The sequence below is a fragment of the Actinokineospora cianjurensis genome (assembly GCF_003663795.1).
In the GTDB taxonomy this organism is placed as follows: domain Bacteria; phylum Actinomycetota; class Actinomycetes; order Mycobacteriales; family Pseudonocardiaceae; genus Actinokineospora; species Actinokineospora terrae.
In genome coordinates this window covers 3,147,597-3,161,447 of sequence record NZ_RCDD01000001.1, presented here as the reverse complement: position 1 = coordinate 3,161,447, position 13,851 = coordinate 3,147,597, and the positions used below count along the sequence as shown (strand labels likewise).

Here is a 13,851-nt window from a genome sequence, read left to right as displayed (position 1 = left end):
CGGTTGGCCGGGCACGGATCCGAGGCAGGTCCGGTGCCCACCGGTGCGCCGATTCCCGGCGTGGCGCGGTTTTCGCCGTCAGCGGGGTGGAGTCGGGCGGGTGTTGATCACGGGCGGTGTCGGGCGGGTGTTGATCACAGGGCGGGAGGCCACAGGGTGAGCGGGTCGATCTTCGGGCACATGGCGGCATCGCTGCGGGACTACCTGGAGGAGTTGAGCGACCACGCGCGCACCGGGTCCGACCTCGACGCGGCCCGGTTGGCCCGCACCGAACTACCCCGGGTCGTGGCCGCGTTGCGCGCGGTGCTCGACGAACACCGCCCCGGCCGCGACGGTCGCTGCCCCACCTGCCGGACCCGGCTGTTCACCCGCGCGCCCTCGCCGTGCCGGGCGTACCTGACGGCCCACCTGAGCGTGCTGGTCACCGAGGACTGCGCGCCCGAGGACACCGCGGAGGGGCACCGGGTCGTCGACCGGCGCCGCGTGAGCGGCAGGCTCGTCGACCGCCACCGCGCCAGGTTGGCAGGCTGACCCGGGGCGTCGCGAACCCACCCCCCCTCGCGCGCCCCGCCAGGTGGGGCCCGGGTCATCTCCCCCGACGACCCGGGTCCCACCCCTCAGCCGACCAGCCGCAGCAGGCCCTCCTGCACCACGGTCGCCACGAGCCTGCCGTCGCGGGTGAAGAACCGGCCGGTCGCCAGGCCGCGGCCGCCGGAGGCGCTGGGCGAGGCGCAGTCGTAGAGGATCCACTCGTCGGCGCGGAACGGGCGGTGGAACCACATCGCGTGGTCGAGGCTGGCGCCGAGGACCTTGTCGGTTCCCCAGTAGACGCCGTGCCTGGCGAGCACCGCGTCGAGCAGCGTCATGTCGGAGGCGTAGGCGAGCACGCAGACGTGCAGCAGCGGGTCGTCGGCGAGCGTGCCGTCGGTGCGCATCCACACCTGGTTGCGGGCGTCCCTCGGCCCGTTCTCCCGCGACAGCCACGGCGGCTCGCTGACGTAGCGCACGTCGATCGGCCGCGGCCGGTCCGCCCAGGCGCCGAACTTGGCCCGCAGGTCGGGTGTCATCCGCTCGCCGTGGGTGGGCAGCGACTCCGGGTCCGGCACCCGCGGCATCGGCTCCGCGTGGTCGACCCCGCGCTCGGCGACCTGGAACGACGCCGACAACGCGAAGATCGCCTTCCCGTGCTGCACCGCGACGACCCGCCGCGTGGTGAACGACCGGCCGTCCCGGATCCGGTCCACCTCGTAGACGATCGGCACGCTCGGGTCGCCGCCGCGGATGAAGTAGGCGTGCAGCGAGTGCACCCCCCGCTCGACCGGCACGGTCCGCCCCGCCGCCACCAGCGCCTGCCCCGCGACCTGCCCGCCGAACACCCGCACCGACGAGTGCTCGGGGCTGACCCCGCGGTAGCTGTCGTCCTCGATCCGCTCCAGGTCCAGCAGCTCGACCAACCGGTCGAGCACACCCTGCCCCCGGGCCACCCCGTCTTCCGCGAAGTCGGTCATGCCCCCCAGGCTAGTGCCCACACCCTCCCGGTCCGAAGTGGACACCCGGCTACCGTCACCCCCATGAGCAACCTGGTGATCATCACCGGCCCCCCTGGAGCGGGCAAGACCACCACCGCCCGCCTGCTGTCCGCCCGCCTCACCCCCAGCGCCCACCTGCACGCCGACGACTTCTGGCACTTCATCAGGCAGGGCTACCTCCCACCCCACCTCCCCGAATCCCACCACCAGAACACCATCGTCATCCAAGCCCTCGCCGCCGCGGCGGCCACCTACGCCACCCACTACCAAGTCCTCTGCGACGGCATCATCGACCCCTGGTTCCTCCCCGCCTTCCGCCGCCCCTTGCACTACGTGGTCCTCAACCCCACCGAAACCACGGCCCTGAACCGAGCCACCTCCCGCCCAGCCCCCGCCCTGACCGACCCGGCCCCTATCAGGTCCCTGCACCAGCAATTCGCCGACCTCGGCCCCTTGTCCCACCACGCCATCGACACGACGGACCAGACCCCGGAGGAAACCGCCACCGCGGTCCTCAACGCCATCACCGCGGGCCTCCACCTGCTGAACCCGTAACCACTCCGCCCCCCACTCAAAACCCAGCCCCCACCGCAGTTTCCAGCCTCACGCCCTAGTCCCACCCACCGCGCCAGCCCACCGAACGCTCCAACCCCACCAACTCCAGCGTCAACCGCACACGCCAGCCCTCTCGTGCCCACCGCACGCTCTACCCCCTACCGTCAAGCCCCGCTCCCGGCTCCCGGCTCCCGGCTCCCGGCTCCCGGCTCCCGGCTCCCGGCTCCCGGCTCCCGGCTCCCGGCTCCCGGCTCCCGGCCAGGTCTAGCCCCCACCGCCGCCGCCCACCACACCGGCCAAGCCCTCTAACCCCACACCACACCCGCTTCGCGCGCGCCCGCGAGGACCCTCGCCCAGCCCCCACCCACTCCGGGGGGCGTCCCAGTGCCAGTCTATCGGCACCCACCGACAAAAGATCTTGAAACAGGCCGCCGAAGATCCACATGTGGATAACTTCTGTCCCTGAACCGGGTGAATCCCGCACGACCCCGACCGCAGAACCCCCTGGTCAAGGCCACCAAAGGCCATCAGCACCCTCGACACAGCGCGGAATCGATCGGCGAGTGATCAACAACGCCGCGGCGGAGCGCAGCACCATCCACAGTGGACACTCAATGCAGGACCCTACAGCGGCGCGGAAACGGTGAAGGACAAGCGGATGCGCTCGCCAACAACAACCGAGGAGACCGGCGCGGGGATCATCGAGTGCCAAAAACCGGCAGCGGCAGCAGAGGCGGGGTCGAACTCGACCGTCCACGGGCCGGGGTGGCGGGCAAACTGGGCCAGAGCGGCCGCACGGGCGATTCCCTGGCGTCGATACCAGGGCGCGACATAGAACTCCGCGACAGTCCACGCGCTCGCATCAACGCGGGCCAAGACGAAGCCGGCTAGGTCGCCTGCTGACACGATGAAGTGTGCTTCGCGGTCAGGGTCGGTGAAGTACTGGTCCAGGTAGGGATAACCGCCGGCGTGGATGCCGCCGAAGGTGTCGCGCAGGTAGGTCTGTATCCAGCGGGACAGCAGTGCCTTGTCCGTCAACGCCACCGGGGTCAACTCGATCACAAGGCCCCATGGTGCCGGAGCATCCGCCCCGGCACCCATGCCCAATGATCAGGCGTGGTCTTCCTCGCCGAGTCGGTGCACGCGGATGAGGTTGGTGGAGCCGACCGTCCCTGGCGGGGAGCCCGCGACGATGACCACGAGGTCGCCGGGCTGGTAGCGGCCGATGGAGAGCATGGACTGGTCGACCTGGCGGACCATGCGGTCGGTGGAGTCGACCTCCGGGACCAGGAACGTCTCCGTGCCCCAGGTCAGCGCCAGCTGGCTGCGAACACCGGCCTCCGGGGTGAACGCCAGCAGCGGCAGCCGGGTGTGCAGGCGGGCCAGCCGCTTGACCGTGTCACCGGACTGGGTGAAGGCGACCAGGGCCTTGGCGTTGAGGCGCTCGCCGATGTCGCGGGCGGCGTAGGAGATCACGCCGCGCTTGGTGCGGGGGACGTGGGTCAGCGGCGGGACGGTCGGGCGCTCGGCCTCGACGGCCTCGACGATGCGGCTCATCGTCTGCACCGACTCGATGGCGTAGCGGCCGACGCTGGTCTCGCCGGAGAGCATCAGCGCGTCGGCGCCGTCGAGCACCGCGTTGGCCACGTCGGATGCCTCGGCGCGGGTCGGCCGGGAGTTGTTGATCATCGAGTCGAGCATCTGGGTGGCCACGATGACCGGCTTGGCGTTCTCGCGCGCGATCTGGATGGCGCGCTTCTGCACCAGCGGCACCTGCTCCAGCGGCAGCTCCACGCCCAGGTCACCGCGGGCGACCATGACCCCGTCGAAGGCCAGCACGATGGCCTCCAGGTTGTCCACCGCCTCCGGCTTCTCCAGCTTGGCGATCACCGGCAGCCTGCCCCGGCCCACCCGGTCCATCACCTGGTGCACCAGGTCGATGTCGGCGGGCGAGCGCACGAAGCTCAGCGCGATGAAGTCGACGCCCAGGTGCAGGGCGAACTCGAGGTCCTCGATGTCCTTCTCGGACAGCGCGGGCACCGAGACGTCCATGCCCGGCAGCGACAGGCCCTTGTTGTTGCTGACCGGACCGCCCTCGGTGACCTCGCAGACCACGTCCTGGCCCTCGACGGAGGTGACCACCAGGCCGACCTTGCCGTCGTCGACCAGCAGCCGGTCGCCCGCCTTGGCGTCGTTGGCCAGGCCCTTGTAGGTGGTGGAGACCCGGTCGTGGGTGCCTGCCACGTCCTCGACGGTGATCCGCACGACGTCGCCGGTGCGCCACTCGACCGGGCCGTTGGCGAACGTGCCGAGGCGGATCTTCGGTCCCTGCAGGTCGGCCAGGATGCCCACCGCGCGGCCCGCCTCGTCACCCGCGGCGCGGACCAGGTCGTAGACCTGCTTGTGGTCACCGTGGCTGCCGTGGCTGAAGTTCATCCTCGCCACGTCCATGCCCGCGGCCACCAGGTCACGCACCCGCTCGGGGGTCGCGGTGGCCGGGCCCATAGTGCACACGATCTTCGCTCGTCGGTTCACACCTGAACAGCTTAGCCGCGCCCGCTGTACCGATCAGGATGAACTCGCCGATTGGCCGACTCGATTCAGAGTGTTCCACCTCTGGTTACGTGTCAGCTACCGACCGCGATCGGACAACCCCACGTGGTCACTGGCCCACTCGTTGAACGCCCGCAGCTGCCGCCACGCGGTCCGCACCCGGGTGAGGCAGCCGGGCTCGTGCAGCGTGTCGTCGGGCTGCCACACGCGCACCGCGTAGACCGACCGGTACTGGAGCAGGTCCAGCCGCGGGTGGTCCTTGGCGTACCCGCGCGGGGTGGTCTTGAGCCGGTCGCCGTTGATGGTCCAGCCCGCGCGCTCGAGCTTGGCCAGGATGTCGCGCAGGGGGTCGCCGTGGATCTCCTCGGCGACCGCGGCGCGGAACCGGGCGAGCTGGTCGGACTCCATGTGGAAGCACCCGCCGCCGACCCGCAGCCCGTCCGGCCCGACCTCGACGTAGTACGCGCCCGCGCCGCGGCCGGACTCGATGACGCCGCCGCAGTGGTCCTTGTAGGGCCGCTTGTCCTTGGCGAAGCGCACGTCGCGGTGCGGGCGGAACACCTTCGGGCTGCCGAACTCGCCGCCGAACTCCTTCTCCAGCTCGCCGAGCAGCGCGGTCATCGGGGCGCGCACGTCGGTGTCGTAGGTGGCCTTGTTCGCGTCCCAGTAGGTCTTGGAGTTGTCGACCACCAGGCCGTCGTAGAAGTCGACGGCGTACTCCCCGAACCCGTCGAAGCTCATACCCGTTCCCCCGCGGTCGACTCGTACGCCCGCGCCAACCGCGCCGTGGCGTCCTCGTCCACCTTGTACTCGACCTCGTCGACCTGGCTGATGGCCCGCACCGGCGCGAGCGCGTTGGTGGCGAAGGCGGCCCGAAACTCGGGCAGCTCGCCGACCTGCACCGGCCGGGCCACGACCTTGGCACCGGTGCGCGCGACGCCGCTCTGGATGAGCCCGAGCGCGATCCCCGGCAACGCGGGCGCGGTCGGGATGACGAGGGTGCCGTCCTCGTCGAGGAAGCAGACGTTCCAGGTGGACCCCTCGCTCACCTGCCCGTCACCCCCGATGAACAGCACGTCGTCGAACCCGGCGCGGCGCGCGAGCCTGCGCTGGTAGAACAACCCGAACGTGCCGACGTGCTTGACCTGCGGCAGTTCCCGCTGGTACCCGGCGGTGCGCACCTTCAACGGCCCCGACTCGGCGGGCGGCGCGCTGGTCGTCACCACGACCTCCGGCTCGACGTCCACCTCGGGCCGCCGAGGGTCGAACCCCGGCGCGTGCACCGTCACCCGCACGGCAAGCGGCCCGGTCGCCCCCTCGACCGCTCCTCGGATCGCCTGCCGGACGAGCCCCTCATCCACCCCCCTGCCGAACACGACCCAGGCATCACGATCCAGCCGCTCTAGGTGCCGTGCGAGACCTCTTACTCTGCCTCCGGTGAGCAGCATGGAAGTGAAGTGCCCGTAGTTGACCAGGGCCAGGGACGCGGGGATGTCAGGCTGCGCACTCATCGCCCCGCAGTCTCCCACGCGCGCGTCCGGGCCGTCCGCACGAGCCGATCGCCCGGCCCCGAGCTCATCGCCTCGTCTCGTACCGGGTCAGCAGCACGCCGCCGGGGAACGTCCTGGTCTCCACCAGGGTCAGGTTCACCCAGCTGTCCAGCGCCGTGAAGAACGGCGTGCCGCCGCCCACCAGGACCGGCACGGTGACCAGCACGTACTCGTCGATCAGCCCGGCCAGCATGGCCGCCCCGGCGAGCGTCGCCCCGCCGATGTCCATCGGGCCCGCGTCCTCGGCCTTGAGCCGGGCGATCTCGGCGACCGCGTCACCGGTGACCAGACGGGCGTTCCCGTCGACCGCGCCGATCGTCGAGGAGAACACCACCTTCGGCACATCCCGCCAGCGTCGGGCGTACTCGACCACCGCGGGCGTGGCACCGGGCTGCTGGTCGGCGGTCGGCCAGTGGGAGTTCATCCCCGCCCACAGCTTGCGCCCGTACAACGACAGACCCGTCGCCGCCACCCGGTCGGACCACCACTGGAACAACTCATCACTCGGCGACGAGTCCGGTCCGTCACTCCCACTCCAGCCGAGGTCATCACCGGGCGCGGCGGTGTAGCCGTCCAGGGTCACGTTCATCGCAAAGGTCAGTTTCCGCATGGCGCCAGCCTCCCGTGAGTCGATCCCAAACGTACAGCCGGGCGCGGCGCGAGAACCCCATCGGCGAGCTCCCGGGGGCGGGCTAGGTTTGGGGTGTGGTGGAGAACCTGGGTGGGGTCGGGGCCGCTTATGACGCCGTTGCGGGGTTGTACGCGGAGCTGTTCGGGGACGTGCTGGATCGGTTGCCGGTGGAGCGGGGGGTGTTGGCTGCGTTCGCCGAGCTCGTGCGGGTTCGGGGTGCGGGGCCGGTCGCGGACGTGGGGTGCGGGCCGGGGCACGTGACGGCGCACCTGGGCGGGTTGGGGGTGGACGCGTTCGGGGTGGACCTGTCGTCGGCGATGGTGGAGTTGGCGAGGCGGGCGCATCCGGGGGTGCGGTTCGAGGTCGGGTCGATGGCGGCGCTGGACCTCGGCGATGGGGTTCTGGGCGGGGTGCTCGCGTCGTACTCGATCATCCACATGCGACCGGAGCAGGTACCTGAGGTGTTCGGGGAGTTCCACAGGGTGCTGGCTTCCGGCGGTCACCTGTTGCTCGGGTTCTTCGCGGGCGACGATCCGGTGCCGCAGGAGTTCGACCACAAGGTCGCGCCCGCCTACCGGTGGTCACCGACCAGCCTCATGAACCTGTTGCGGCAGGCCGGGTTCGTGGAAGTCGCCCGAGTGCTGCGCGAACCGCACGTCGGCGAGCGGTTCCAGCAGGGACACCTGCTGGTCCACAAACCCTGACCCCGCACCCAGGCGCGTCGTGCACAAGACGCAGGGTGGTCGCATCCCGGAGCCGCGACCACTCCAACTCGACTCCATTATCTTGATAGCAGCTAGCGCAAGCCGAAAGAAACATAAAATAGACGATCAGGCGAACCAGATCCAGGCAGGAGCCGATGTTGGAGTAAGAGGCCCGCTTGTCAGTCCTGTCAGCAGCGCCAACGGTGATGGCGGCAGACAGCTGGCAGGGGATCGCGTGGAATCACAGCACGGACAATGGAAGCGCGTTGGGCCTAACTGGAGCGGGCAGGTCTGACGCGCCGGTCAGGTATGCGTCTACGGCGTGTGCCACCGAGCGGCCTTCGGCGATGGCCCAGACGACTAGGGAGGCGCCGCGGTGGGCGTCGCCGCAGACGAAAGTGCCGGGGGTTGTGGTTTGCCAGTCTTGGCCGCAGGAGATGGTGCTGCGGGGGCTAAGTGTCAGGCCGAGTCCCTCTAGGAGGGGCATGTGTTCGACGCCCTCGAAGCCGATTGCCAGTAGGACCAGGTCTGCGGGGAGTTCCTGCACGCGGTCGCCCACCGGGACGACTGAACGCACACCGGTAGCGGGATCCTTGGCTACCTTGACCTCACGCAGCCGCAGCGACTTAACGGCGCCGCTTGCATCGCCCGAGAACTCTTCCACTGCCACCGCGAAGAGACGTTCCCCGCCCTCCTCGTGCGCGGGATAAGTGCGCAGGATCCACGGCCACACGGGCCAAGGAGAGCGGTCGGAGTCGCGCTGGCGTGGTGGCATCGGGTATTGGTCCAGCTGCGTCACCGACAACGCGCCTTGACGGACCGCTGTGCCGTAACAGTCGGCGCCAGTGTCACCGCCGCCGATGATGACAACGTGCTTGCCGCGCGCGTCGATGGAGGTAGGGCCATCGCCCTCGCAGGCACGGTTAGCGGGAACGAGATGGTCCATCGCTAGATGCACGCCGCGCAACGCGCGCCCAGGGACCTCAGCAACGTCCCTACCGCGCAATGCCCCCACAGCGAGCACCACGGCGTCGTAGTCCGCCCGAAGCCGCTCTACCGGCAACGCACCAGGCCCGGTCCCGCCGACCTCGCAGCCGGTCACGAACCGGGTCCCCTCGGCCCGCAGTTGCGCCAGCCGCCGGTCCAGGACCTTCTTCTCCAGCTTGAACTCCGGGATGCCGTACCGCAGCAACCCGCCGAGCCGGTCGTCGCGCTCGAACACGGTGACCTCGTGCCCGGCCCTGGTCAACTGCTGCGCCGCCGCGAGCCCGGCCGGGCCGGACCCCACGACCGCGACCCGACGCCCCGAGGAGACCGTGGAGCGCACCGCCTCGACGTAGCCGCGCTCCCACGACACGTCCGCGATCGTGCTCTCCACCCGCTTGATCGCCACCGCGCCGCCCGCGTCCGGCGAGATGGCCAGCACGCAGGCCGCCTCGCACGGCGCCGGGCACAGCCGACCGGTGAACTCGGGGAAGTTGTTGGTCGCGTGCAGCCGCTCCCCCGCCATCGCCCAGTCGCCGCGGCGGACCAGGTCGTTCCACTCGGGGATCAGGTTGCCCAGCGGGCACCCCGCCGTCCCGGAGTGGCAGAACGGGATCCCGCAGTCCATGCACCGGCTCGCCTGGGTACCGACCTCACGGTCCCGCTCGACGACGGGCAGGTCCCGGTAGACCTCGCGCCAATCCCCCAACCGCTCGTCAACCGACCGCTTCGCCGCGTCGGCGCGCGCGTGAGCCAGGAATCCCTTCGGGTCAGCCACGGGATGCCTCCATGATGGCGGTGTCCACGTCGCGGCCTTCGGCTTGGGCGAGGCGGATGGCGGCGAGGACGCGTTGGTAGTCGCGGGGCATCACCTTGGTGAAACCGGCGGCGCGGCGGGTCCAGTCGCCGAGGAGAGAGGCGGCGACGGCTGATCCGGTGCACGCGTGGTGGCGGGTGATGGTGTCGCGTAGCCAGCGCAGGTCGTCGGCGGCGGGGTGCTGGAGTTCGACCATGTCCGGGTTGACCAGCGCGGGGTCCAGGTCCAGGACGTAGGCGACGCCGCCGGACATGCCCGCGGCCAGGTTGCGGCCGGTCGGGCCGAGGACGACCGCCCGCCCGCCGGTCATGTACTCGAAGGCGTGGTCGCCCACCCCCTCCGCGACGATCACCGCGCCCGAGTTGCGCACCCCGAACCGCTCCCCCACCCGGCCGCGCAGGAACACCTCGCCCGAGGTCGCGCCGTAGGCGATCACGTTGCCCGCGATGACCTGCTGTTCGGCTGCGAACACAGCGTCCTCGTGTGGCCGTACCACGATCCGCCCGCCCGACAACCCCTTGCCCACGTAGTCGTTAGCGTCACCGAACAGCTCTAGCGTGATCCCGTGCGGGAGGAACGCACCGAGCGACTGCCCTGCCGACCCGGTTAGCCGTACGTGGATAGTCCCGTCCGGCAGCCCATCGCCTCCGAAGCGTCGAGTCACCTCCGAGCCGAGCAACGTGCCTACGGTCCGGTTGACGTTGCGCACCGGTAGCTCCAACCGCACCGGGTGGGCGTCCTCAAGCGCGGCTTCCGCCAACTGCACCAGGGTTCGATCCAAGGCATGTGCGAGCCCGTGGTCCTGCACGCGAACACGACGACGCGCGGTGCCATAGGGCGTTTCAGGCACCGCGAACACCGGCGTCAGATCAAGCCCTTGCGCCTTCCAGTGCTCGATAGTGTCATCGACCGCCAGCAGCTCCGCGTGCCCGATAGCGTCATCGAGCGTGCGGAACCCCAGCGCTGCCAAGTGTTCCCGCACCTCTTGGGCGACGAACCGGAAGTAGTTGACGATGTGCTCGGCCTGCCCCGTGTACCGCTCGCGCAGCACCGGGTTCTGCGTAGCCACGCCCACCGGGCACGTGTCCAGGTGGCACACCCGCATCATCACGCACCCCGCCACCACCAGCGGCGCGGTCGCGAACCCGTACTCCTCGGCGCCGAGCAGCGCGGCGACGACCACGTCCCTGCCATTCTTCAGCGCCCCGTCGACCTGGACGGTGATCCGGTCGCGCAGCCCGTTGAGCACCAGCGTCTGCTGGGTCTCGGCGAGCCCGATCTCCCACGGCGTCCCGGCGTGCTTGAGCGAGTTCAGCGGGGACGCGCCGGTGCCGCCGTCGTGCCCGGAGATCAGCACCACGTCCGCGTGCGCCTTCGACACCCCCGCCGCCACCGTGCCGACGCCCACCTCGGACACCAGCTTCACGTGCACGCGCGCGTTCTCGTTGGCGTTCTTCAGGTCGTGGATCAGCTGCGCGAGGTCCTCGATCGAGTAGATGTCGTGGTGCGGCGGCGGCGAGATCAGCCCCACGCCCGCGGTGGAGTGCCGGGTGCGCGCGATCCACGGGTACACCTTGTTCGGCGGCAGCTGCCCGCCCTCGCCCGGCTTCGCGCCCTGCGCCATCTTGATCTGGATGTCGTCGGCGTTCACCAGGTACTCGCTGGTCACCCCGAACCGGCCGGACGCCACCTGCTTGATCGCCGATCGCCTCGCCGGGTCGTGCAACCGGTCGGAGTCCTCGCCGCCCTCGCCGGTGTTGGACCGACCGCCGATCATGTTCATCGCGATCGCGAGCGTCTCGTGCGCCTCGGCGGAGATAGAGCCATAGGACATCGCGCCGGTGTTGAACCGCGACAAGATGGCCTCAACCGGCTCGACCTCGTCTAGAGGGATCGGCGAAGCCGCTTGCTGCAACAGGAACATGCCACGCAGTGCCCCACCGGCCCGGTTAAGCCGGTCGATCTCGGCGCTGTACTGCCGGTAGACCTCTTCACGGCCGGTGCGGGTCGCGTGCTGGAGCAGGAACACCGTCTCCGGCGTGAACAGGTGCAGCTCGCCTTCGCGCCGGTACGCGTACTCGCCACCCACGTCCAGACGCCGGTGCACGCGATCAGCCGGGTTGTCCGGGTAGGCCCGACGGTGCCGGGCGCGCGCCTCGGCGGCGATGACGGCAAGACCGACCCCGCCGAGTTTCGACGTCGTGCCGGTGAAGTACTCGTCGAGCACCTCGGTCGCGAGCCCGAACGACTCGAAGACCTGCGCGGCCGTGTAAGCGCCGACGGTCGAGATGCCCATCTTGGACATGATCTTCAGGACGCCCTTGACCAGCGCCTTGACGTAGTTGCCGATCGCGGTGCGCGGTTCGACGCCGGTAATGGCGCCGTGCGAGATCAGGTCCTCGATCGTCTCGAACGCCAGGTACGGGTTCACCGCAGCCGCGCCGTAGCCCAGCAGCAGCGCGACGTGGTGGACCTCGCGGGCGTCGCCGCTCTCCACCACCAGCGCCACCCGGAGCCGCTCCTTGGTGCGCACCAGGTGATGGTGCACCGACGAGACGAGCAGCAGCGACGGGATCGGCGCCAGCCGGTGGTCGGAGTCGCGGTCGGAGAGCACCAACGTCCTGGCCCCCGCGGCGATCGCGGCCGACGCCTCCTGCCGCACCCGCTCCACCGCGGCCGTCAGCGCGGCGCCGCCACCATCCACTTCATACAGTCCGGACAGGACAGTGCAGGAGTGCCCGGGCAGGTCGCCGTCGTCGTTGACGTGGATCAGCTTCGCCAGCTCGTCGTTGTCGATCACCGGGTACGGCAGCTGGATGTGCCGACAGGACGCGGGCCCCGGTTCGAGCAGGTTCTGCTCCGGTCCCATGATCCGCTGCACCGAGGTGACGATCTCCTCGCGGATCGCGTCCAGCGGCGGGTTGGTGACCTGGGCGAAGATCTGCTTGAAGTAGTCGTAGAGCAGCCGCGCCCGCTGCGACAGCGCCGCGGGCGGGGTGTCGGTGCCCATCGAGCCGATCGGTTCCGCCCCGGTGACCGCCATCGGGGTGAGCAGGACCTTCAGCTCCTCCTCCGTGTAACCGAAGGTGAGCTGCCTGCGCCGCACCGACTCGTGCGGCTGCACCACGTGCTCGCGGTCCGGCAGGTCGGCGACCTTCAGCAGCCCGGCGTGCAGCCACTCCTCGTACGGGTGACGCGCCGCGAGGGCGTCCTTGACCTCTTGGTCGTCGACCACCCGGCCCGCGGCGGTGTCCACCAAGAACATCCGGCCCGGCTGCAACCGCCCCTTGGCCACGACCTGCTCCGGCGGCACGTCCAGCACCCCGGTCTCGCTGGCCAGCACCACCCGGTCGTCGGCCAGCCGCCACCACCGCGCCGGACGCAGCCCGTTGCGGTCCAGCACGGCCCCGACCAGGGACCCGTCGGTGAAGGTGACGCACGCCGGTCCGTCCCACGGCTCCATCAGGCTCGCGTGGAACTGGTAGAACGCCCGGCGCGCGGAATCCATCCCGGCGTGGTTCTCCCACGCCTCGGGGATCATCATCAGCACCGCGTGCGGCAGACTCCGGCCGCCCAGGTGCAGCAGCTCCAGCACCTCGTCGAACGACGCCGAGTCCGACCCGTCCGGGTCGACCACCGGGTACAGCCTGCTCAGGTCGCCCGGCAGCAGGCTGGAGGACAGCAGCGCCTCCCTGGCGCGCATCCGGTTCCGGTTGCCGCGGACGGTGTTGATCTCCCCGTTGTGCGCGACGAACCGGAACGGGTGCGCCAGCGGCCACGACGGGAAGGTGTTGGTGGAGAACCGGGAGTGCACCAGCGCGATGGCGCTGCGCAGCCGGGGGTCGCGCAGGTCGGGGAAGAACGCGGGCAACTGCGCGGTGGTCAGCATTCCCTTGTAGACCAGCGTCCGCGCCGACAGCGACGGGAAGTACACCCCGCACCCGGCGGCGGCGCTGTCGTGCTCGACCCGCTTGCGCAGGCAGTACACCAGCCGGTCCAGCTCGATCCCGGTCGGGCAGCTGCCCTCGCCGTCGGGGTACCCGGCCAGCAGCGGCATCGCGAAGTGCGGCATGACCGACCGCGCGGTCGGCCCGATCCCGGCGGCGTCCGGGTCGACCGGGACGTGCCGCCAGCCCAGCAGCCGCAGCCCCTCCTGCGCGGCGGTGCGCTCGATGAGCGCGACGGCCTCGGCGCGGCGGTCGGTGTCCGCGGGCAGGAACGCCAGGCCGGTAGCGTAGCCGTGGGCGCCGCTCTCGTCCGGCTCGGGCAGGGTGAAGCCGACCTCGGCGCGCAGCAGGTCGTCGGGCAGTTGCACGAGGATGCCCGCGCCGTCGCCGCTGGTCGGCTCGGCCCCGGCGGCGCCGCGGTGCTCCAGGTTGGCCAGTGCGGTCAGCGCGTCGGCGACGATGCCGTGCGAGCGGCGGCCCCGGATGTCGGCGACCATCGCCACGCCGCAGGAGTCCCGCTCGGCGGTGGGGTCGTAGAGGCCGTCAGGGCGCGGAACGGCCGAGAACAGCATGGAGGCTCC

At 70.6% G+C, this 13,851-nt stretch carries 11 protein-coding genes; 3 read left to right on the top strand and 8 right to left on the bottom strand.

Going from position 1 to position 13,851, the window contains the following annotated elements; genetic code table 11:
* Positions 1–156: 156 nt before the first annotated feature.
* Positions 157–531: a hypothetical protein gene (locus CLV68_RS14185; RefSeq protein ID WP_121390761.1), complete on the top strand. Its 375-nt coding sequence runs from the start codon at positions 157–159 to the stop codon at positions 529–531.
* 86 nt (positions 532–617) lie between these two features.
* Here the strand turns inward: CLV68_RS14185 and tesB are convergent, their stop codons facing one another.
* Positions 618–1,508 carry an acyl-CoA thioesterase II gene (gene tesB / locus CLV68_RS14180; protein ID WP_121390760.1) on the bottom strand — a complete coding sequence of 297 codons (891 nt, stop codon included), beginning with the start codon at positions 1,506–1,508 and terminating at the stop codon, positions 618–620.
* Positions 1,509–1,571: 63 nt separating this feature from the next.
* Between tesB and CLV68_RS14175 the strand changes: the two genes are divergently transcribed.
* Positions 1,572–2,084 (top strand): AAA family ATPase, encoded by a 513-nt coding sequence (locus tag CLV68_RS14175; RefSeq protein ID WP_121390759.1) that lies wholly within the window; start codon positions 1,572–1,574, stop codon positions 2,082–2,084.
* Positions 2,085–2,708: 624 nt separating this feature from the next.
* On the opposite strand, the gene CLV68_RS14165 is transcribed toward CLV68_RS14175, so the two are convergent.
* From CLV68_RS14165 to CLV68_RS14145, 5 genes are all read right to left on the bottom strand, one after another.
* Positions 2,709–3,146 carry a GNAT family N-acetyltransferase gene (locus tag CLV68_RS14165; protein WP_170224288.1) on the bottom strand — a complete coding sequence of 146 codons (438 nt, stop codon included), beginning with the start codon at positions 3,144–3,146 and terminating at the stop codon, positions 2,709–2,711.
* A gap of 48 nt (positions 3,147–3,194) precedes the next feature.
* Complete coding sequence (pyk, locus tag CLV68_RS14160) at positions 3,195–4,619, bottom strand: pyruvate kinase (protein WP_121390756.1); 1,425 nt, start codon at positions 4,617–4,619, stop codon at positions 3,195–3,197.
* Between the two features lie 96 nt (positions 4,620–4,715).
* Entirely contained in the window at positions 4,716–5,378 is a 663-nt protein-coding gene (locus CLV68_RS14155; protein ID WP_121390755.1) for a DUF2461 domain-containing protein, read from the bottom strand.
* Entirely contained in the window at positions 5,375–6,148 is a 774-nt protein-coding gene (locus CLV68_RS14150; RefSeq protein WP_121390754.1) for an aminotransferase class IV, read from the bottom strand. Before CLV68_RS14150 ends, CLV68_RS14155 begins: the two co-directional genes overlap by 4 nt.
* A gap of 64 nt (positions 6,149–6,212) precedes the next feature.
* Positions 6,213–6,797 carry a dihydrofolate reductase family protein gene (locus CLV68_RS14145; protein WP_121390753.1) on the bottom strand — a complete coding sequence of 195 codons (585 nt, stop codon included), beginning with the start codon at positions 6,795–6,797 and terminating at the stop codon, positions 6,213–6,215.
* Positions 6,798–6,892: 95 nt separating this feature from the next.
* Between CLV68_RS14145 and CLV68_RS14140 the strand changes: the two genes are divergently transcribed.
* On the top strand, positions 6,893–7,522 hold the full coding sequence (locus tag CLV68_RS14140) for a class I SAM-dependent DNA methyltransferase (protein WP_121390752.1): 630 nt from the start codon (positions 6,893–6,895) through the stop codon (positions 7,520–7,522).
* A 241-nt stretch (positions 7,523–7,763) separates the two neighbouring features.
* Here CLV68_RS14140 and CLV68_RS14135 read toward each other — a convergent pair whose 3' ends face one another.
* Both CLV68_RS14135 and gltB read right to left on the bottom strand, forming a co-directional pair.
* Entirely contained in the window at positions 7,764–9,284 is a 1,521-nt protein-coding gene (locus tag CLV68_RS14135) for a glutamate synthase subunit beta (protein ID WP_121390751.1), read from the bottom strand.
* The gene (gene gltB / locus CLV68_RS14130) at positions 9,277–13,842 is read right to left on the bottom strand and encodes a glutamate synthase large subunit (protein ID WP_121390750.1); all 4,566 of its coding nucleotides are present in this window, start codon (positions 13,840–13,842) and stop codon (positions 9,277–9,279) included. Before gltB ends, CLV68_RS14135 begins: the two co-directional genes overlap by 8 nt.
* Positions 13,843–13,851 lie beyond the last annotated feature (9 nt).

Excerpts from the sequence above, each read along its gene's own strand:
- tesB (WP_121390760.1), bottom strand. The coding sequence starts at position 1,508 with ATGACCGACTTCGCGGAAGACGGGGTGGCCCGGGGGCAGGGTGTGCTC.
- CLV68_RS14175 (WP_121390759.1), top strand. The coding sequence starts at position 1,572 with ATGAGCAACCTGGTGATCATCACCGGCCCCCCTGGAGCGGGCAAGACC.
- CLV68_RS14155 (WP_121390755.1), bottom strand. The coding sequence starts at position 5,378 with ATGAGCTTCGACGGGTTCGGGGAGTACGCCGTCGACTTCTACGACGGC.
- CLV68_RS14150 (WP_121390754.1), bottom strand. The coding sequence starts at position 6,148 with ATGAGTGCGCAGCCTGACATCCCCGCGTCCCTGGCCCTGGTCAACTAC.
- CLV68_RS14145 (WP_121390753.1), bottom strand. The coding sequence starts at position 6,797 with ATGCGGAAACTGACCTTTGCGATGAACGTGACCCTGGACGGCTACACC.
- gltB (WP_121390750.1), bottom strand. The coding sequence starts at position 13,842 with ATGCTGTTCTCGGCCGTTCCGCGCCCTGACGGCCTCTACGACCCCACC.